We start from the raw sequence: 19,630 nt of genomic DNA on the forward strand, positions 1-19,630 counted from the left end.
TCCTTCCGGACGGTGAGGAGCCCATGGACGCCGGACACCGCAGCCTGCCGCAGCTGCTGGGCGAGGGCCGCAGGTGGTTCGAGGAGGCCCTGCTGGCCGCTCTGGAGGCGGCCGGAGCCGAGCAGGTGTCGTCGACCCAGCTGCAGCTCTTCGCGGTCCTGGACGAGCGGGGCACGACCGTGTCGGAACTCGCGCGGCGCATGGGAGTCACCCGGCAGACCGCGCACAAGACCGTGCACGCCCTGGTCGCCGTGGGCCTGCTCGAGCAGGCCCCGCACCCCGCGTCGGCCCGTCAACTGCTGATCCGCCGCACGCCGAAGGGGCGACGGGCGCACGAGCGGGCCACGGCCATCCTCGACGGGCTCGAGCGCGTCCTCGCCGACCGGATCGGGCAGCGGTCCGTCACGGAACTCCGAGCGGTGCTGGAGATGCCCTGGGGCGAACCTCCGGAGCCTTCCGTCCCCGCCGGGTGACCCGGCCGCGGGGAACGTCACCGCATGACCGGCCCCCTGGGAAGCCGTTGTCGACAAGGCCCCCCGGGACCCCGCCATCGGCAGGGCCCCAGGGGGCCGGCACACGCCCTGGTGGTGTCTGAGCGCGCCGCTCGGGCCGTGTCAGCCGCTCCGGCGGGACCCGACGTACGCCGCGAGGTGCTCGCCGGTGAGGGTGGAGCGGGCGGCGACGAGGTCGGCGGGTGTGCCCTCGAAGACGATCCGGCCGCCGTCGTGGCCGGCGCCGGGGCCGAGGTCGATGATCCAGTCGGCGTGCGCCATGACCGCCTGGTGGTGCTCGACGACGATGACCGACTTGCCGGAGTCGACGAGCCGGTCGAGCAGGCCGAGCAGCTGCTCGACGTCGGCGAGGTGAAGGCCGGTGGTCGGCTCGTCGAGCACGTAGACGCCGCCCTTCTCGGCCATGTGGGTGGCCAGCTTGAGCCGCTGCCGCTCGCCGCCGGAGAGCGTGGTGAGCGGCTGGCCGAGGGTGAGGTAACCGAGCCCGACGTCGGCGAGCCGGCCGAGGATCTTGTGCGCGGCCGGCGTGCGCGCCTCCCCGTCGGCGAAGAACTCCTCGGCCTCGGTCACCGACATCGCCAGCACCTCGCTGATGTCGCGGCCGCCGAGGTGGTGGTCGAGGACGGACGCCTCGAACCGCTTGCCCTCGCAGTCCTCGCAGGTGCTGGCGACGCCGGCCATCATCGCCAGGTCGGTGAAGATGACGCCGGCGCCGTTGCAGGTGGGGCACGCGCCCTCGGAGTTGGCGCTGAACAGCGCCGGCTTGACGCCGTTGGCCTTCGCGAACGCCTTGCGGATCGGGTCCAGCAGTCCGGTGTACGTCGCCGGGTTGCTCCGTCGGGAGCCGCGGATCGCCCCCTGGTCGACCGAGACGACGCCCTCGCCGGCCGGGATCGACCCGTGCACGAGCGAACTCTTGCCGGAACCGGCGACGCCCGTGACGACGACCAGCACCCCGAGCGGGATGTCGACGTCGACGTCACGCAGGTTGTGCGCGCTCGCGCCGCGGATCTCCAGGGTGCCGGTGGGCTTGCGCACCGTCTCCTTCACGGCGGCCCGGTCGTCGAGATGGCGCCCGGTGATGGTGTCACCGGCCCGCAGCCCCTCGACGGTGCCCTCGAAGCAGACGGTGCCGCCCGCCGTACCGGCGCCGGGTCCGAGGTCCACGACGTGGTCGGCGATGGCGATGACCTCCGGCTTGTGCTCCACGACGAGCACCGTGTTGCCCTTGTCGCGCAGCCGCAGCAGCAGGTTGTTCATCCGCTGGATGTCATGGGGGTGCAGACCCGTGGTGGGCTCGTCGAAGACGTAGGTGACGTCGGTGAGGGAGGAGCCGAGGTGGCGGATCATCTTCACGCGCTGCGCCTCGCCGCCCGACAGGGTGCCCGACGGCCGTTCGAGCGAGAGGTAGCCGAGGCCGATCTCCACGAAGGAGTCGAGGCTGTGCCGCAGCTTGGCGAGCAGCGGCGCCACCGACGGCTCGTCGAGGCCGCGGATCCACGCGGCGAGGTCGCTGATCTGCATCGCGCAGGCGTCCGCGATGCTGACGCCCCGGATCTTCGACGCCCGGGCTCCCTCGCTGAGCCGGGTGCCGTCGCACTCGGGACAGACGGTGAACGTCGTCGCCCGTTCCACGAAGGCGCGGATGTGCGGCTGGAGCGAGTCGACGTCCTTGGACAGGAACGACTTCTGGATCTTCGGGATCAGACCCTCGTAGGTGAGGTTGATGCCGTCGACCTTGATCTTCGTCGGCTCCTTGTGGAGCAGGTCGTGCAGTTCCCTCTTGGTGTACGCGCGGATCGGCTTGTCCGGGTCGAAGAGGCCGCAGCCACGATAGATGCGGCCGTACCATCCGTCCATGCTGTAGCCGGGGATGGTGAGCGCGCCCTCGTTGAGCGACTTGCTGTCGTCGTAGAGCTGGGACAGGTCCATCTCGGAGACCGTGCCCATGCCCTCGCAGCGGGGGCACATGCCGCCGGTGCGGCTGAAGGTCGCCTTCTCCGCCTTCTTGTTGCCGCGCTCGACGGTGATCGCGCCGCTCGCCCGGACCGAGGGGACGTTGAAGGCGTACGCGCTGGGCGGGCCGATGTGGGGCGTGCCGAGCCGGCTGAAAAGGATGCGCAGCATCGCGTTGGCGTCGGTGGCGGTGCCGACGGTGGAACGCGGGTCGGCACCCATCCGCTGCTGGTCGACGATGATCGCGGTCGTCAGCCCTTCGAGGACGTCGACCTCGGGCCGCGCCAGCGTCGGCATGAAGCCCTGCACGAAGGCGCTGTACGTCTCGTTGATCAGCCGCTGTGACTCCGCGGCGATCGTGTCGAACACCAGAGAGCTCTTGCCCGAACCGGAGACGCCGGTGAACACCGTCAGACGGCGCTTCGGGATCTCGATGCTGACGTCCTTGAGGTTGTTCTCGCGCGCGCCGTGCACGCGGATCAGATCGTGGCTGTCGGCAACGTGGGACGCAGGCGACTGCGTGTCCGTGCTCGTGCCCATGCTCATCGTGTCTCCATCTGTCGGGGGGCCGCCTTCGCGGTCTCCGTCTGCGTCGCCCGGCTCGATCCGACCAGCTCGTGGCCATACGTGTCCACCGGATTCGGCGGGGTCGCCCGGGGTGGCGTGACACCCGTGCGGGTGCCGCCCGGCCCCCGCCGCCCGGCCCGGGTCACGACCGGCGTGCCGCTGGCCGGCGGGCCGTCGGCGGCCGAAGCGGTCCGGGTCGTCGTGCGGGGAGGCTCGCACGGGGAGTGAGGTCCATGGCGGTCACGCTAGGCGCGGCGCACGGGCCGGCGCTTCTCCGTTCCTGATCGGTTCGCCCACCCGCTCCACCCCGCGCGGCCGCCCGGCCCGTTCCCCGGTCGGCGCGGTCTTCCCGGCGTCCTGCCCGTTCCTCCGCACCGGCTTTCGGCGCCGTGGGAAACTCGTCGGATGAGACGGCAGAACCTCGACGACCTCGTCCGGCTGCGGCGGGCCCGCGACCGGATGGACCGGGACTACGCCGAGCCGCTCGACGTCCCGGCGCTCGCGCGTGAGGCCCTGATGTCACCGGGCCACTTCTCCCGCAGCTTCCGCGCCGCGTACGGCGAGACGCCCTACGGCTACCTGATGACCCGCCGCATCGAGCGGGCCAAGGCGCTGCTGCGGCGCGGGGACCTCACGGTGACCGAGGTCTGCTTCGCGGTCGGCTGTACGTCGCTGGGGTCGTTCAGTTCACGCTTCACGGAGCTGGTCGGCGAGAGCCCGAGCGCCTACCGGGCCCGCGGCCACGACGACGGCGCCGCCGTCCCGGCCTGCGTGGCCAAGATCCACACGCGGCCGGTCAGGAACGGAGAAGCCCGCCGCGCCGCCGGGCCGTAGCGTGAACGGCATGGACATCAGACTCTCCCAGTGCTTCATCGCCGTCGACGACCATGACAGGGCGATCGCCTTCTACCGTGACGTGCTCGGGCTCGAGCTGCGCAACGACGTGGGGTTCGAGGGGATGCGCTGGGTGACCGTGGGGGCGCCCTCGCAGCCGGACGTGGACATCGTCCTGGAACCGCCCGCCGCCGACCCCAACACCTCACCGGCCGACAAGCGGGCCATGGCGGAGCTGATGGCCAAGGGCCTGCTGCGTGGCGTCATCTTCGCGACCGACGACTGCGACGCCACCTTCGAGCGCATCGCCGCCGCGGGCGCCGAGGTGCTGCAGGAGCCGATGGACCAGCCCTACGGCGTCCGCGACTGCGCGTTCCGCGACCCCGCCGGCAACCTGTTGCGGTTCACCCAGACCCTCGGGTAGCCGCTCAGCCGACGGCTGTGCCGAACCACTTCGGCAGATGGCCCAGCAGATCCCGCTGATCGTCACCGGCCCACACCACGTGGCCGTCCGGCCGCAGGAGTACCGCGGGAACGTCCAGTTCCTCGCTGACGTCGACGACGTGGTCGACCCGGTCCGCCCAGCCCGCCACCGAGAGCCGGCCGGTCCGGTCGAGCAGCAGGCCGCGGCCGCCGTGCATGAGCTCGTAGAGGCGCCCCCGCTTCAGCTTCACGTCGCGCAGCCGCCGGCCGAGCAGGTCGTGGCCCTCACCGACGTCGTAGCGGACGCCGACGGCGGTGATCATCTCGGTCACGTACCGGTTCACCTCCTCGAAGTCCATCAGCTTCGAGAACAGCTCCCGCAGCGCGGTCGCCCCGGGATCGGTCCCCAGCAGCGTGATCTGCGCGCGGGTGTTGTCCAGCACGGCGGCGCCCACCGGGTGCCGTTCGGCGTGGTAGGTGTCCAGCAGCCCCTCCGGCGCCCAGCCGTTGACCTCGGCGGCCAGCTTCCAGCCGAGGTTGAACGCGTCCTGCACACCGAGGTTGAGCCCCTGCCCGCCGGTCGGCGGGTGGATGTGCGCCGCGTCGCCGGCCAGCAGCACCCGGCCGACCCGGTAACGCTCGGCCTGCCGGGTGGCGTCGCCGAACCGGGACAGCCAGCGCGGCGCGTGCGCGCCGAAGTCGGTGCCGGCGACCACCCGCAGCCGCTGCTTGAACTCCTCCAGGGTCGGCGCGGTCGCACGGTCCTCGGCCACCCCCTCGGCGGGCACGACGATGCGGTACACGCCCTCGTTGCCGTCCACATCGGGAACGGCGCCGAACCGCAGCTGGGTCCGGCGGACCTCCTCGACGACGGCGGCGACCGTCGCCGCGTCCGCGGTCACCTCCATGTCGCCCAGCAGCGTCTCCACGCTGGCGGGCTCACCGGGAAAACCGACGCCGAGCAGCTTGCGCACCGTGCTGCGGCCGCCGTCGCAGCCGACGAGGTAGCGCGAGCGCAGCCGCGTGCCGTCCGCCAGCTCGACGGTCACCCCCTCCTCGTCCTGGCTGAGCCCGACCACTTCGCAGCCCCGCCGGATCTCCGCGCCGAGTTCGCGGGCACGCTCGTCGAGCAACCGCTCGGTGGCCGGCTGCGGGGTGGCGAGGCCGTACGGGTGGGCCGTGTCCAACCGGTCCGGCCACGGCTTGAGGATGCCACCGAAGAGGCCGCCGACCTGGAACTCCTCACCAGCCGCGCGGAACCGGTCCAGCAGTCCGCGCTGGTCCATGATCTCGACGCTGCGCACGTGCAGGCCGCGCCCGCGGGACTGTCCGGTGGGCTCGGCGAGCTTCTCGAGCACGACCGTTCGCACCCCGGCCAGCCTCAGCTCGCCGGCCAGCATCAACCCGGTGGGTCCAGCGCCGGCCACGATCACGTCGATCATCACGAATCACCGTTCGTTTCTGCAGGTAGTGGCTTCGGCGGGTGATTCTGCGGCACGCCCGGGGCCTTGCCGCAAGCCCCCCGGTGCGCTATACGTTGAGCGTGGCAAGGAGTGGGTGACCTCCTTGCCTTCTGTTTTTCACCGTCGCCTTCCGCCTTCGGCGCCTTCTCCCTCGGCCTCTGCCGCCTGTCCTTCGGCGCCTTCTCCTCGGGCCTGGCCCTTCTCGACGTCGCCTTCGGCCGGGCCCGCGCCGAGGGCCGGCTGCCGTTCGAGCCGCCGCGGTCGATGGCCGCCGTGGAGGCGTCCCGGCCGGACGTCCCGAACGACACCCGGGACCCCGTGTTCCCCTACGGGCACGGCGTCGACCTGCCCTGACCGCCGCGCGACGGCCCGGCCGCCCCGCGGCGGTCAGGCCGTCGCGGGAACGCAGGCGCTCAGGCCGACGACGTGGTTCCCGTCGAAGCCGTAGCCGGCGAAGGTGGCCAGGCCGCCGGGAGCGACGGTCCGGCACGGGGCGGGCTGGCCGTTGGTGTAGTCGACGGTGACGCTCACGGTGGTGTCGCAGTCGTTCACGACGGTGGTGTAGCGCCAGTCGGAGTAGTGGTGCACGCACGCGGGTGCGGGGGCCCGGGACGGATCGACGGCCGCGGAACGGTCGCCCGTGACGCCGGGCAGCAGGGCCGCCAGCGTGGCGGCGGCGGTGGCGGTGACCTGTGCGAGGAGATGCGGCATGGCGCTCTTCCTGTGGGAGACGGATGGGGCAGCCGCCATCCTTGAGACCTTCGACGTCTTGCGCAAGAAGATGAATGAGTTTTCAGACGTCGTCCAATCATGAAGCAAAAGCCCTGTTCACCGATGCGAAACGTGTCTGCAACTCTTGCAGAACGTGGTGTCCGACGCGGAGGGCAATCCCGGTCGACGCGGAGGGCGATCCCGGTCGATGACGGCGGGCCGCCCGCTCCACGGCTGCGCGGAAGCCGTGGCTTGCGTCGTGACGGTGGCCGTCCCATAGTCCGAGGTATGGACGAGCGCGAGGCGGCGCTCCACCGGGCGTACGGCCATGCCGTCCGCTGGCTGGCCACCCTGTCCGAGCGCCGGATTCCCGCCCGCGCCTCGGTCGACGAGATCGTGCGCGCGCTCGGCGCCGACCTGCCCGACGGTCCGAGCCCGCCCGCGGACGTCGTCGACCTGATGGCCACGGCCTGCGAGCCGGGACTCACCGGCTTTCCCAGTGGCCGCTTCTACGGGTTCGTCGTGGGCGGCACCGGGCCGGCCGCGCTGGCCGCCGACTGGCTGGTCAGCGCCTGGGACCAGAACTGCGTGATGCGCACCGTCTCGCCCGCCCACACGGCGGTGGAGGACCTCGCCGGCGCGTGGCTGCTCGATCTGCTGCGTCTGCCCGGCGACTGCGCCGTCGGCTTCACCACGGGCGCCACGATGGCCAACTTCACCTGCCTGGCCGCCGCGCGCGACACGGTCCTGGGCCGCGCCGGCCGGAACGTCGCCCGCGACGGACTCGTGGGCGGGCCGGCGCTGCGCGTCGTCGCCGGCGAGGACCGTCACATGGCCATCGACCTGGCGCTGCGCTATCTGGGCCTCGGTGAACCGGAGCTGGTGACGGCGGACGGCCAGGGACGCATCGAGCCGGAGGCCCTGCGGCACACCCTGGCGGCCGGCGGCCGGCGCCCCACGATCGTGGTCCTGCAGGCCGGAGACATCCACTCCGGAGCCTTCGACCCGTTCGAGGAGACGATCCGTGCGGCTCACGAGGCGGGCGCGTGGGTGCACGTCGACGGCGCCTTCGGGCTGTGGGCGGCCGCCTCCCCGCACCACGCCCATCTGACAGCGGGATTCCCGGCCGCCGACTCCTGGGCGACGGACGCCCACAAGACCCTGAACGTCCCCTACGACTGCGGCCTCGCCATCGTGCGCGACCCGGCGGCGCTCAGGGCGGCGATGGGCCTGCACGGCGCCTACCTCATCCAGGCCGAACACGGTGACCCCGTCGACAAGGTCCCCGAGCTCTCCCGGCGCGGCAGGGCCTTCACCGTGTGGGCCGCGCTCCGGTCCCTCGGCCGGTCGGGCGTCGCCGACCTCGTCGACCGACTGTGCCGGCATGCTTCCGCCTTCGCCACCGGCATCGCCGCCATCGACGGAGCGACCGTCCTCAACGACGTCGTCTTCACCCAGGTCTGCGCGGAGTTCGGCGACGACGGACGCACGGAACGGGTACTCACCCGGCTCCTCGACGAGGGCACGACATGGATCAGCGGCTCCACCTGGCACGGCCGTCGCGTCATGCGGATCTCGGTCAGCAACTGGTCGACGACCGACGCGGACGTGACGCGCGCGCTGGACGCGATCCGGCGCGCGGCGGCCCTCCCGTGACGCGGAGGGCGCGCTCGTCACCCGCAGCAACGCCTTCAGCAGCCGCTGGTCGACCCACGACGTCCGCCTCCACCACAGCGGCACCAAGCAGATTCGCCACCCCGACGTCGGCGACCTCGAATTCGTCTACGAAGCCGTGAGCCTGCCCGACCACCCCGGCTGCACGATGTTCGCCTGCACCAGCGCAGCCGGCTCCCCCACCGAGGAACGCATCCGGCTCCTGGGCAGCCTCGCCTCCACACCGTCCGCGACACAGCTCAGCAACCAGGAACGGCCCGGACGGCCTGCGGACCCGCCAGTGACAACGAGCCTGCCCATGTGACAACCAACGCGCTTCGGCTCACGCGGGCCGGCCCACCGCTCTCCGGGCGGGCCCCTTCAGTAGGAGACGTCGATGTAGTCGATGTCCGTGAACTCGACCTCGAGCAGGTCGGCGCGGCGCCCGTGGTCCTTGAAGTAGGCCTCCTGGAGTCCTTCGGCGATGACCTCGTTGGGGGTCCGGTCGCCGATGCCGCGCTGGGCGTCGAACAGGCGCCGGGCGTACTCGGCGGGCAGGTGGACGGTGATGCGGCGCAGGCGGCCGTCGTCGGTGGTGCCGACCGGGGCGGTGTAGCCGAAGCGGGCGCGTGCTTCCACGATGATGCCGGTCGTGGCAGCCGCCTGCCGGCGGCGCCGGTCCCGGACCCGGGGCTGCCAGCGGGCCCGTACGGCGGCGTCGATCCGGTCGGCGATCTCCTTCGGGGGATGCCTGCGGGCACCGCGCCGGTAGCGGTTCACGGAGTCCGCGGTGACGCCGATCTCCTGCGCGACCGCCTTGGCCGTCTTCAGCTGCCTGAACAGGAAGTTGATGCGGCCTTGCAGGGTCTTGGGCGGTTGACGGGTGAAGGCTTCCTCGTCCGCGCGGTCGACGGCCTCGTTGATGAGGGCGTCGTCGGCGTCGGCGTTGCCCGGACGGATGCGTCGCACCATGGCCTACTCCCCCTCGTCCACGACGGCGTCCCCGCCCTTGATGTGCCGGGCGGGGCTGTATCCCTGCTCCATGAGGTCCACCGCCCAGGCCATCTCCTGGACGCCCTCCAGCTTGCAGAATCCGGGGTGCACACCGAGGCGGAACGTGCCGTAGACGGGCGTGCCGTCGCCGTTGGACGGCAGGAGGTGCAGGGGAGAGGGGCCACGGCTGGCGTAGACGACGCAGTCCGAGAGCACCGCCAGCGGGTACGCGGCCGTCAGCGCCGCGAGCTTGGCCATCTTGCGGTGCATGTTCACCCTCGCCTTGGCGATGATGGCCGCGCGGATGTCGGGTCGCCAGGTGGGACGCTCCAGGGCGGGCCAGCGCTCCCCGTCACGGTAGTGGCGGCCCTGGGGGCGTTCCCGGAGCTTGCCGATGCCGCCCTTGACCGTCGACTTGATCGCGGAGAGCACCATGGCGCCCTGCCGGTGCCGGCGGACCGCGGCCGCCAGCTCCCTGTCGTCGGCGGCGGCCAGCCGGGCCACGTCGGTCCGGTGCACGGACAGCTCGCGCAGCGCGGCCCGCAACGCGTCGGGAGCGTCCTCGTCGCCGGCCGCGTACGTCCTGTGCAGCGCCATGGCGTCCAGGAACACGGCCGGGTCGGCGTCCTTGGTGACGGGGATGCCCATCTCCGCGCTGGTGGCGAGGTAGGCCTCCCTGAGGCGGTCGTGCCAGGGGTCGAGGTACGCACCCGTCTCCTGGCGCAGGTACGCCTCGGTGGGCCGGACGTCGTGGCCGAGTTCTTCGGCGTACGCCAGCGTCGGGGTGGTGTACCAGCCGGGCCCGTCGGGACGCTGCCCGGTGGGCGTGAAGGGGTTGGGCAGGCGCGGGTCCAGTTCGATGCGGGAGAGGTCCGCCCGCCAGGTGCCCGGGACCTTCTTGTCGAACACGGGCGCGGTGACGTGGACCGGCTCCGCCAGGCCGACGGTGAGGCGGGAGGCAGCCGCGAGGAAGGCGGTGTTGATGTCGATGCCCACCGCCCAGGGCAGCAGGCACTCCTCATCGGCGAGCAGGTGCGGGTCGCGCACCCACTGGTAGGCCTCCTCGTCGAGGAAGCCGCGCTCCCAGCCCTGGGCGACCGGGTGTTCCAGCGGGGCCTCGGGCGGCGCCGGATCCACCGGCCGGGTCAGCGCGCCCGGGTTCGGGCCGGACACCCATGCGCCGGTCGTCTCGTCCTTGACCGGCCGGGTCGGCGGCCGCATCGCGGTCATCAGCTCCAGGCCGGTGACGGCCGTCGAGCCGCGCGGGGTGAGGACCCGGGTCGCGAACACTCCGAGGACGCGGGCGAGGTCGGCGGGGTGCAGGTGGGCGGCGTCGCCCCAGGCACGGGTGTCCAGGGCGTCCCACGGCAGGACCGCCAGCTGCACGCACTGCCGCCGGCCACCCTGCGCGGGCCGGTAGACCCTGGGCCACGGGCCGAACCCACGCTGCGTCAGCCTCCACTTGGCCTTCGTCAGTTGCCTGACGACGGGATGGTCGTCCGGCAGGCGCAGCCCCCGGCGGTCCTCCAGCCGTTCCGGCAGTCCGAACCGGGCCGCGGCCGAGGCGGTGAGCACGATCAGCGGGTCGGAGTCCTTGCCGTGCCGGTGCAGCCGCGGCGTGCCGATCCCGGACTCCTCGAGCACCCATTCCGCCAACTGCGCGACGGTGGTGGCCGGGCACTCCAGCAGCACGCCGCCGAGGCAGTACGCGGTGCCGTCTCCGTCCAGGACCGCCAGCGGACCGTTCGGGAAACCCTTCTCCCCCGCGGGCGCGGCGGCCCTCGCCTTCGTCCGCGCCGGGCGCCGTGCCGGGGCGGACGCGGGCTCGGGCGTGGGCGCGGTGTTCGGGGCGGGCGGGGTGAGAGTCCTCGGGACGGGCGCGGGCGCGGGGTGAGCCTTCACCTCCCTCTCGGGGGCGGGGGAGGCCGTCGCGGCTTGCCCGAGGGCGGGGGAAACCGTCGCGGCCGGCACGGACTCGACGGGAACCGTCGCGGCCGGCACGGAGTCGGAGTCGGGGGAAACCTTCACGGCCGACGCCGAGTCCGAGTCGGGGGAAACCCTCGCGGTGGGCACAGGGTCGTTGGAGGCCTCCGGCGTGGTGCCGGTCGCCGGTTCGGCCGGGTACTTCGCCGCCCAGCCCTCCAGCAACCGCAGGTACGCCTGGCGGCGCGGCGCTCGCGGCTCCGACCGCCCGCTCTCCCAGTTCTTCACCGTCTGCTTCGTCGTGCCCAGCACCTGCGCCACACGGGCCTGGCTCACCCCGGCCGCGTCACGGAGCCGGATCCGTTCCGCGGGTGAGGGCAACTCGGGCTCGCCGGCCAGCAGTTCGTCCACCGCCGCGAACAGCTCTTCCTGGGTCGGTCTCTGCTGCACACGCCACCTCCGACCCGGACACTAACAGAAGTTAACCAAGGATTATCCAGTCATTTTATCCCCGAATTGTCCCATCGATGCGCACTCGGTCCACTCGGTACCGACCCGGGCGGGGGATTCGGCGCGGACATGTCCGCTTCCTCCACTCCCGTCCACCGGCGGTTCACCGGTAGGACCACAAAGCGATAACAGCGGGCAACTGTCAGGGAGTTTGCGAAGTCTTGTCCGCCATGAAGATCTCTTTCCTGATCCACAACGCCTACGGGATCGGAGGCACGATCACCACCACGTTCAACTTGGCGCAGGCTCTCGCCGAGCGGCACGAAGTGGAGATCGTCTCCGTGCTGCGCCACCGGGAGCGCCCGAACTTCGCCCTGGACCCGAGAGTGTTACTCCGGCCCCTCGTGGACCTGCGCAAGGAGAAGAACCATCCGCTGCACCAGCGACCGGCGAAGGTGTTCCCCGCCGCCGAGTACCGCTACCGGCAGTACAGCGAGCTGACCGACCAGCGGATCGGCGAGAGCCTGGCGGCGACCGACGCCGACGTGGTCATCGGCACCCGGCCGGGGCTGAACGTGCACCTGGCGGTCCAGGCCCCGCAACGGGTCGCCCGTGTCGGGCAGGAGCACCTCACCCTCGACAACCACTCGCCGCGGCTGCGCACCGAACTGCGCCGGGCCTACCGCCGGCTCGACGTGCTCACGACGGTCACGGAGGCGGACGCCGCCGCCTACCGCCGCAAGATGCGACTGCCCGGCGTGCGCGTGGAGGCTCTTCCCAACAGCGTTCCCGACCCGCTGCTGCCCGCCGCGGACGGCACCGCGAAGGTGGTGGTCGCGGCCGGCCGGCTGGTCCCGGTCAAGCGTTACGACCTGCTGATCGAGGCGTTCGCCCTGGTCGCCGCCGAACACCCGGACTGGCGGCTGCGCATCTACGGCAAGGGGGAGGAACACGCCCGGCTGCAGCGGCTCATCCACGACCTCGGGCTGTACGAGAACGCCTTCCTGATGGGCGCGGCGGCCCCCATGGAGGCGGAGTGGGTCAAGGGCTCGATCGGCGTGGCCACCTCCAACTTCGAGCCGTTCGGCATGACCATCGTCGAGGCGATGCGCTGCGGACTGCCCGTGGTGAGCACCGACTGCCCGCACGGCCCCGGCGAGATCATCGAGGACGGGGTCGACGGCCGGCTCGTCCCGGTCGGGGACCGCGACGCGCTGGCCGCCGCACTGCTGGAACTCGTGCGCGACCACGAGCGGCGTCGGCTGATGGGCCGGCAGGCCATCGAGAACGCGCGACGGTTCGCCCCGGGCCCGGTCGTCCGGCAGGCCGAGCGTCTGATCGACGAGGCGATCGCGGCGCGCGCGACCGGACGACCGCTCGCACCGGACGGCACCCGGATGCACCAGACCCTGATCAGCCAGGGCTTCGCCGTACGCGACGCCGCCCACGCCGCGGCCGGCCGCGCGCTGCGCACGATACGGAAGGGACGGCGATGACCACCACCTCCCCCACGACACCCGATCCGCACCTTCGGACCGACTGCGCGGTCGACACGGACGGCCGGATCGTTTTCACCCTCCGGTCCGGCGAGATCACCGCCTCCCGGACAGCCCGGACGCCCCCGTCGTCCCCCTCGCCCCCGTCGTCCCCGTCGCCCCCGTCGTCCCGGTTGTTGCTTCGGCTGCGTTCCCAGCAGGGAGAGACCGAGGAGATCCTTCACGTCCTCGACCTGGAGCCCCTGGACGACGGCCGCCGACGCGCCGTGCTGGAGCCGGAGCCCGCCCTCACGGAAGGGCGATGGGACGTGTACCTGCTCCCCGACCCGGGAGCGGAGCGCCAGCGGCTGCGTCCCGGTCTGCGGGACCTGCGGGCCCTCGTCGACGGACGGACCCGCGACCGGCCGGCACCGGTGGCCGTCCGGGTTCCGTACACCACCAAGGACGGCTATCTCGCGGTACGGGCCTGGCTGCGCACCGCCCACGCGGAGGTCGAGGGCGTCGACGTCACGGACCGGTCGATGACGGTCAGGGCCCGGCTGCACGGCGCCCCGCTCTCCGAGGAGGCCGCCGTCCTGCTGCGCCCGCGGGGCGGGAACGGCGTCGAACGGACCCTGACACCGCATCCCGGGGGCGACGGCCGGGCGTTCTCCTTCACCGTCGACTACGGGGAACTGGTCACCGACGACTCCCCCGCGGGCCGCGCCTGGGACATCAGCGTCCAGGCCGGACCCGCCGCGGAGGGACCTGCCGTCCGGGTCGGCCGTCTGCTGGACGACATCGCGGACCGCAGGGAGATTTTCGTCTACCCGGCGGCCACGGTCGGCGGTGTCGCCGTGCGTCCGCGCTACACGGTCGACAACGACCTCTCCGTGGAGGTGACGGCAGCGGTGTGACCGCCCCCGCCGGGTCGCTGGGTCGGGCGGGGCGGCGGGTCGTCACAGGGGGAACAGGCTGCGCAGTGTCAGCCCCACGCCCACGGTCAGCACCGCCGGCGCGGTGAGCAGGGTTCCGTACGGCGCCAGGCGGCGCAGGGCGGGAAGGCGGCGTTCGCCGAAGTGGGCGAGTCGGGTGCCTCCGCCGGACAGCAGGAGGCCTGACGAGGTCAGGGTGAGCGCCATGCCCACGCCGTACCCGAGGACCAGCAGGACACCGAAGGACGTACGGCTGAGGGCGACGGCGCCCAGCAGGACCACGAGGGCGGAAGGGCTGGGCACCAGACCGCCGGCGAGCCCGACCCCGATGAGGCGGGCTCCGGCGCCGCGGGTGCCGCCGCCCCGCAGGGAACCGCCCCCGCCGCCGCGACCGAGGCCTGCGAGCCGCTCCCGCCGAAGCTGTACATCTCCCCGTGGGGCGACGCCCAGGTGAAGATCAGCGACTCGTTCCTCAAGTGGCTCCAGGACGAGCGCGTCACGATCACCGCGATCAGCCCGTTCAAGATGGACGCGGACGGCAGGGGCTTCAGCATGCCGATCGGCTCCACCTCCGGTGACGGACTCGACGCCCAGGGCCGCATCCTCCACCCCGGCGGTCTCCGGCTCAGCCACGCCGAGACGGGCAAGCAGGTCACGCTCAAGCCGACCTGCATCCGCGTCATGCCGCGGCCCGCCTGGACCTCGGGCGTCGAGGTGAACGGCAAGACCGTCGCCAAGCAACTGCCGATCGGCGACACCAGGTACGACGAGGTGATGACGAGCGCCCGTCCCAGCACCACCGGCTTCCGGCTGGAGAAGGTGCCGTTCTACACCAGCGCGGAGCTCGCCTCGACGATCCAGGCGCAGCTCGGCCGTCCCGGCCCGGCGGTGGGCACGCTGATGGGCACGCTCACGCCGGACTTCCGGTACGTCCCCAACGACCCGAACCGTCCGGCGACCCCGCCGGCGACGTCGACGACGCCGACCGTCCCCACGGCGCCCTCGACGTCCACGACGCCCACGACGCCCACCACGCCGAACCTGCCGGCGGCACCGGCCGTGCCCGGTCTGTAGCACCCTCGGTCGACTGACCGACCGACAGGAGCCCGCCGTCACTTCGGCGACCTCCTGCCCGTCGTGGAGCGGGCACGGCGGCGTTGTCAGTGGTGGCAGGCAGGATGACGCCCATGACAACACCTGTGGCAGTGATCGTGGACGCCGTCGGCTACGCGCAGGCGGTCGAGGACGCGGTGAAGGCGTCGGCCGCCTACTACTCGGGGGGCACGTCGGCGCTGGACGACGACGCCTACGACCGGCTGGTGCGCGGTATCGCGGCGTGGGAGGCCGACCACCCCGAGCAGGTGCTGCCCGACTCGCCGACCGGGAAGGTGGCCGGCGGTGCCGTGACGGGGGACGTCCCGCACACCGTGGCGATGCTGAGCCTGGACAACGTGTTCTCGGCGGAGGAGTTCACCGCGTGGACCGCTTCCCTGGCCCGGCGCATCGACCGCGACGTCGAGCGGTTCAGCGTCGAGCCGAAGCTGGACGGTCTGGCGGTCGCGGCCCGCTACCGCCGCGGCCGCCTGACGAGACTGATCACCCGGGGCGACGGGACGGCCGGGGAGGACGTCTCGCACGCGATCGGCACCATCGAGGGCCTGCCCGCCCAGCTGGCCGAACCGGTCACGGCGGAGGTGCGCGGCGAAGTCCTCATGACCACCGCCCAGTTCGAGCACGCCAACGACGTGCGGACCGCGCAGGGCGGGCAGCCGTTCGCCAACCCGCGCAACGCGGCGGCGGGCACCCTGCGGGCCCGGGACCGCGCCTACACGGTGCCGATGACGTTCTTCGGCTACGGCCTGCTTCCCCTCGCGGACACCGAGGCGGCGCTCGCCGCCCGGCTGCGCGAGGGGGCGCACAGCGACCTGATGGAGCTGGCCGCCGAGCTCGGCGTGAACACCACCGCGTCCACCGCCGTGCCGGGCGTCACCGCCCGCACCGTGGAGGACGTCCTGGCCCGCGTGCGGGAGATCGCCGCCCTGCGGCCCGAGCTGCCGTTCGGGATCGACGGCATCGTCGTCAAGGCCGACCTGGCCGCCGACCAGCAGGCCGCCGGTTCCGGGTCACGGGCGCCGCGCTGGGCGATCGCCTACAAGCTGCCGGCCGTCGAGAAGATCACCCGGCTGATGGACGTGGAGTGGAACGTGGGGCGCACCGGCGTCATCGCGCCCCGCGCCGTCCTGGAGCCGGTCGAGAGCGAAGGTTCCACCATCACCTACGCCACCCTCCACAACCCGGCCGACATCACCCGCCGCGACCTGCGCCTGGGCGACCACGTCATGGTCCACCGGGCCGGTGACGTCATCCCCCGTGTCGAAGCCCCCGTCGCCCACCTGCGCACCGGCGACGAACAGCCCATCGTCTTTCCCGACACCTGCCCGCGCTGCGGATCCGGCATCGACACCAGCGAGCAGCGCTGGCGCTGCGAGAACGGCCGCAACTGCCACCTCGTGGCCTCCCTCTCCTACGCGGTCGGCCGCGACCAGCTCGACATAGAAGGCCTCGGCCACACCCGCGTCGTCCAGCTCGTCGACGCCGGCCTGGTCGCCGACCTCGCCGACCTGTTCACCCTCACCCGCGACCAGTTGCTCGGCCTGGAGCGGATGGGCGAGACCAGCACCGACAACCTCCTCGCCGCACTCGCCGCGGCCAGGAACCAGCCGCTCTCCCGCGTCCTGTGCGCCCTCGGCGTCCGCGGCACCGGCCGCTCCATGTCCCGCCGTATCGCACGGTACTTCGCCACCATGGACAACCTGCGCGCCGCCGACGCCGAAACGATCCAGCAGGTCGAGGGCATCGGCACCGAGAAGGCCCCGTCCATCGTCGCGGAACTCGCCGAACTCGCCCCGCTCATCGACAAACTCGCCGCGGCCGGAGTCAACATGACCGAGCCCGGCGCCACCGCGCCCACCGCGGCGGACAGGGCCACCGACGCCGGAGCAACGGCGACCGGTGACCCGGCAGCCGGGCCGCTGGCCGGTATGACGGTGGTGGTCACCGGCACGATGACCGGCCCCCTGGAGAAGCTCAGCCGCAACCAGATGAACGAGCTCGTCGAACGCGCCGGCGGCCGCTCCTCCTCCAGCGTCTCCAAGAAGACCACCCTGGTCGTCGCCGGAGAGGGCGCGGGATCCAAGCGCGCCAAGGCCGAGTCGCTGGGCGTGCGTCTGGCCACCCCCGACGAGTTCGCCGCGCTGGTCGCCGACCAGCTCGGCTGACCGCCCTCACACGGGCGCACCTGCCACGTCGCGACGGACACGGGCCCGGCTCCCCCGGCACGACCGTTACGGCCCGGCTCGCCGCGCCGTAACGGACACCGTCCCGGCTAACGCATCGTGAAGGACAGGTGCGTCGACAGCGCACGCAGGAAGTCGGGCGCGTCGAAGATCTCGCCGGCGGAGGCGACACCGGTCGTCCTGGTCCGCCCGGTGAGGATGCGGTGGACCGCCTCCACCGCGAGCGGCGCGCTGACGGCGTAGATGTCCCGCCCCGTCGCCACGGCGCGTCGCTCCTGCTCGCCGGAGCGCACGAGGACGTCGACGAGGAAGGTCTGCGCGGACCGCCCGCGCTCGTCGACCGCGGCCGGTGCCGGGGTGTCCGGGGACGACAGCTCCCTGGCCGCCTCGATCGTCATGTAGGTGCGCACCTCCGGAACGGCCAGGTGGCTGGGGACGGTGACGACGTCGGCCATCGTGAACTCCCCGATGACGGCCCGGGTGCCCATCGGGTCGGGGAAGGACCACTCCAGGACCGGCGGTTCGTCACTGCGGTATTCCAGCCGCCCGTTCGTGTAGCGGACCCGTCGGCCGTCGCGCCGCGACCGGGAGACCGTGCCCGCGGCGCGGGTCCCGGCCGTCGGGTGCCAACCGTTCAGCCCGTAGGCGATGTGCGCCTCGTCGGCCGACGTCCAGTCGCCCATCGCCGCCGTGACCAGCAGGTCTCCGAGGCCGCCGTAGAAGGCCATCGCGGGGACGACCACGGCTCCGGCGGCGCGGGCGCGGTCGGTGTAGTGCGCGAAGGTGTCGACGTTGGCCTCGATCTCGGCCGCCACGTCCACATACGGGATCCCGGCACGCAGGGCCGCCTCGATCACGGGGGCGGCGGTCACGGCGAAGGGCCCGGCGCAGTTGATCACAGCCGCCGTTCCGGCCAGTGCGCGGTCGAGCGAGCCCGCGTCGCCGACCGACGCGGGCCGGATGTCCGATCCGGGTCCGGCCGACGCCAACGCCCGCAGTTTGTCGGGGTCGCGGCCGGACAGCACCGGGGCGAACCCGCGCTCCCGCAGCTCCGACACCACGAAGCGTCCGGTGTGCCCGTACGCGCCGAACACCGCCACCGCGTGCCCCGTACCCATGACTTCTCCCCGCTCCTGGATGATCCTTCGGGGACATCCTGCCGAGGGCGGACCGCTCGGCACGAGTGTCCGGAACGACATGACGCATACAATTCCGGACATGAGCTCTGTCGCGCTGGCCGTCACCGACGGGATGCTGCACTTCGAACTGTCCGTGGCGTACGAGGTGTTCGGCGCCGCCCCGGCCGGCGTGGCCGTCCCCTGGTACGACGTCGCCGTCTGCGGGACGGACGCCGTGCGGGTCGGCCGGTTCCGGCTGGAGCCCGACCACGGGCTCGACCGGCTCCGGCACGTCGACACCGTGATCGTCCCCGGCTGGGCGGACATCGACGAGGAGCCGCCCGCCGCCCTGGTCGACGCGGTGCGGGCGGCCCATGAGGCGGGCGCGCGGGTCGCCTCCCTCTGCACGGGTGCGTTCGTGCTGGCCGCCGCCGGATTGCTGGACGGCAGGCGCGCGACCACGCACTGGGCGCACACCGAGGCCCTGGCCGCCCGCCACCCCGAGGTGGAGGTCGACCCGGACGTGCTCTACGTGGACAACGGCAGTGTGCTCACCTCCGCGGGCAAGGCCGCCGCGCTGGACCTGTGCCTGCACCTCGTCCGCCTCGACCACGGCTCGTCGGTCGCCAACGCCGTGGCCCGCCGCCTGGTCGTGCCGCCGCACCGGGCGGGCGGCCAGGCCCAGTTCGTCGCCACCCCGGTGCCCGCCCGGGACGACCACCCGCTCGCCGCGCTGTTTCCCTGGGTGATCGAACGCCTCGACCACCCGCTGACCGTCGAGGACCTGGCACGACGGGCCCGGATGAGCTCGCGCAACCTGGGCCGCCACTTCAGGGCGGCGACCGGCACCACGCCGCTGCAATGGCTGCTGACTCAACGGATCCGCCGCGCCCAGGAGCTGCTGGAGACGACCGACGACAGTGTCGACTCCATCGCGGCCGCCACCGGCATGGGCACCGCCACGACACTGCGCCGCCACTTCAACCGCACGGTCGGCGTTCCCCCGGACACCTACCGCCGCACCTTCCGTGCGCGCTCCCGCCCCGTCCCGGACGGCAGCCGGCCGTCGCACCGCGCCGACGGCCACCGCCCCGCTGCCCCGGTCGGATGACGCCGTACGCACCCGCTCCACCGACTCGGCCTCATCGGTTCACTCGGCTGAGCGTCCCGAGTGGTGGGAGACGATCACCTGGCCGACGGTGGAGCACGTCGGGGCCGAGTCACCTCAGCTGACGAAGCGCCAGCTGCTCGGTCTTGGCGGAAGGATTCTCAGATGCGCTCTGCCCGCTTGCTCCTGGCCACCGCGGCAGCCTCGGCCGCC

The 19,630-nt window shown here is 72.6% G+C and carries 17 protein-coding genes and 1 pseudogene; 11 read left to right on the forward strand and 7 right to left on the reverse strand.

Annotated elements, in window-relative coordinates; translation table 11 throughout:
- Positions 1–23 precede the first annotated feature (23 nt).
- On the forward strand, positions 24–473 hold the full coding sequence (locus ACIBBD_RS36320) for a MarR family winged helix-turn-helix transcriptional regulator (RefSeq protein WP_399423962.1): 450 nt from the start codon (positions 24–26) through the stop codon (positions 471–473).
- 141 nt (positions 474–614) lie between these two features.
- Here the strand turns inward: ACIBBD_RS36320 and ACIBBD_RS36325 are convergent, their stop codons facing one another.
- Positions 615–3,014: an ATP-binding cassette domain-containing protein gene (locus ACIBBD_RS36325; RefSeq protein WP_399423964.1), complete on the reverse strand. Its 2,400-nt coding sequence runs from the start codon at positions 3,012–3,014 to the stop codon at positions 615–617.
- A gap of 426 nt (positions 3,015–3,440) precedes the next feature.
- Here ACIBBD_RS36325 and ACIBBD_RS36330 point away from each other — a divergent pair, with 426 nt between their 5' ends.
- Both ACIBBD_RS36330 and ACIBBD_RS36335 read left to right on the forward strand, forming a co-directional pair.
- Complete coding sequence (locus tag ACIBBD_RS36330) at positions 3,441–3,869, forward strand: helix-turn-helix transcriptional regulator (RefSeq protein ID WP_399423965.1); 429 nt, start codon at positions 3,441–3,443, stop codon at positions 3,867–3,869.
- A 10-nt stretch (positions 3,870–3,879) separates the two neighbouring features.
- Positions 3,880–4,293, forward strand: coding sequence for a VOC family protein (locus ACIBBD_RS36335; protein ID WP_399423967.1), 414 nt, complete (start codon positions 3,880–3,882; stop codon positions 4,291–4,293).
- A gap of 4 nt (positions 4,294–4,297) precedes the next feature.
- Here the strand turns inward: ACIBBD_RS36335 and rox are convergent, their stop codons facing one another.
- Positions 4,298–5,734, reverse strand: coding sequence for a rifampin monooxygenase (gene rox / locus ACIBBD_RS36340; protein WP_399423969.1), 1,437 nt, complete (start codon positions 5,732–5,734; stop codon positions 4,298–4,300).
- 111 nt (positions 5,735–5,845) lie between these two features.
- Here rox and ACIBBD_RS36345 point away from each other — a divergent pair, with 111 nt between their 5' ends.
- Complete coding sequence (locus ACIBBD_RS36345; RefSeq protein ID WP_399423970.1) at positions 5,846–6,109, forward strand: hypothetical protein; 264 nt, start codon at positions 5,846–5,848, stop codon at positions 6,107–6,109.
- Positions 6,110–6,142: 33 nt separating this feature from the next.
- Here the strand turns inward: ACIBBD_RS36345 and ACIBBD_RS36350 are convergent, their stop codons facing one another.
- The gene (locus tag ACIBBD_RS36350; RefSeq protein ID WP_399423971.1) at positions 6,143–6,466 is read right to left on the reverse strand and encodes an alpha-amylase; all 324 of its coding nucleotides are present in this window, start codon (positions 6,464–6,466) and stop codon (positions 6,143–6,145) included.
- A gap of 288 nt (positions 6,467–6,754) precedes the next feature.
- Between ACIBBD_RS36350 and ACIBBD_RS36355 the strand changes: the two genes are divergently transcribed.
- Together ACIBBD_RS36355 and ACIBBD_RS36360 are read left to right on the forward strand one after the other, a co-directional pair.
- Entirely contained in the window at positions 6,755–8,122 is a 1,368-nt protein-coding gene (locus ACIBBD_RS36355; protein WP_399423972.1) for a pyridoxal phosphate-dependent decarboxylase family protein, read from the forward strand.
- A 16-nt stretch (positions 8,123–8,138) separates the two neighbouring features.
- Positions 8,139–8,444, forward strand: a pseudogene (locus tag ACIBBD_RS36360) (transcriptional regulator); the annotation flags it as partial.
- A gap of 56 nt (positions 8,445–8,500) precedes the next feature.
- Here ACIBBD_RS36360 and tpg read toward each other — a convergent pair.
- Both tpg and tap read right to left on the reverse strand, forming a co-directional pair.
- Positions 8,501–9,091 carry a telomere-protecting terminal protein Tpg gene (gene tpg / locus ACIBBD_RS36365; RefSeq protein WP_399423974.1) on the reverse strand — a complete coding sequence of 197 codons (591 nt, stop codon included), beginning with the start codon at positions 9,089–9,091 and terminating at the stop codon, positions 8,501–8,503.
- Between the two features lie 3 nt (positions 9,092–9,094).
- Positions 9,095–11,485 carry a telomere-associated protein Tap gene (gene tap / locus ACIBBD_RS36370; RefSeq protein ID WP_399423975.1) on the reverse strand — a complete coding sequence of 797 codons (2,391 nt, stop codon included), beginning with the start codon at positions 11,483–11,485 and terminating at the stop codon, positions 9,095–9,097.
- A 230-nt stretch (positions 11,486–11,715) separates the two neighbouring features.
- Here tap and ACIBBD_RS36375 point away from each other — a divergent pair, with 230 nt between their 5' ends.
- On the forward strand, positions 11,716–12,981 hold the full coding sequence (locus tag ACIBBD_RS36375) for a glycosyltransferase family 4 protein (RefSeq protein WP_399423977.1): 1,266 nt from the start codon (positions 11,716–11,718) through the stop codon (positions 12,979–12,981).
- A complete protein-coding gene (locus ACIBBD_RS36380; RefSeq protein ID WP_399423978.1) occupies positions 12,978–13,877 on the forward strand; it encodes a transferase in 900 nt (299 codons plus the stop codon). The genes ACIBBD_RS36375 and ACIBBD_RS36380 overlap by 4 nt, the downstream gene beginning before the upstream one ends.
- Before the next feature lie 42 nt (positions 13,878–13,919).
- Here the strand turns inward: ACIBBD_RS36380 and ACIBBD_RS36385 are convergent, their stop codons facing one another.
- Positions 13,920–14,198, reverse strand: coding sequence for a hypothetical protein (locus ACIBBD_RS36385; RefSeq protein WP_399423980.1), 279 nt, complete (start codon positions 14,196–14,198; stop codon positions 13,920–13,922).
- 147 nt (positions 14,199–14,345) lie between these two features.
- On the opposite strand from ACIBBD_RS36385, the gene ACIBBD_RS36390 reads away from it, so the two are divergent.
- The gene (locus tag ACIBBD_RS36390) at positions 14,346–14,969 is read left to right on the forward strand and encodes a hypothetical protein (RefSeq protein ID WP_399423982.1); all 624 of its coding nucleotides are present in this window, start codon (positions 14,346–14,348) and stop codon (positions 14,967–14,969) included.
- Between the two features lie 113 nt (positions 14,970–15,082).
- Positions 15,083–17,173, forward strand: coding sequence for an NAD-dependent DNA ligase LigA (ligA, locus tag ACIBBD_RS36395; RefSeq protein ID WP_399423983.1), 2,091 nt, complete (start codon positions 15,083–15,085; stop codon positions 17,171–17,173).
- Between the two features lie 107 nt (positions 17,174–17,280).
- Here ligA and ACIBBD_RS36400 read toward each other — a convergent pair whose 3' ends face one another.
- Positions 17,281–18,309: a saccharopine dehydrogenase family protein gene (locus ACIBBD_RS36400; protein ID WP_399423985.1), complete on the reverse strand. Its 1,029-nt coding sequence runs from the start codon at positions 18,307–18,309 to the stop codon at positions 17,281–17,283.
- A 100-nt stretch (positions 18,310–18,409) separates the two neighbouring features.
- Between ACIBBD_RS36400 and ACIBBD_RS36405 the strand changes: the two genes are divergently transcribed.
- Positions 18,410–19,420 carry a helix-turn-helix domain-containing protein gene (locus ACIBBD_RS36405; protein WP_399423987.1) on the forward strand — a complete coding sequence of 337 codons (1,011 nt, stop codon included), beginning with the start codon at positions 18,410–18,412 and terminating at the stop codon, positions 19,418–19,420.
- The last annotated feature ends 210 nt before the right edge of the window (positions 19,421–19,630 follow it).

The organism is Streptomyces sp. NPDC051315, from assembly GCF_044455165.1.
Lineage (GTDB): Bacteria > Actinomycetota > Actinomycetes > Streptomycetales > Streptomycetaceae > Streptomyces.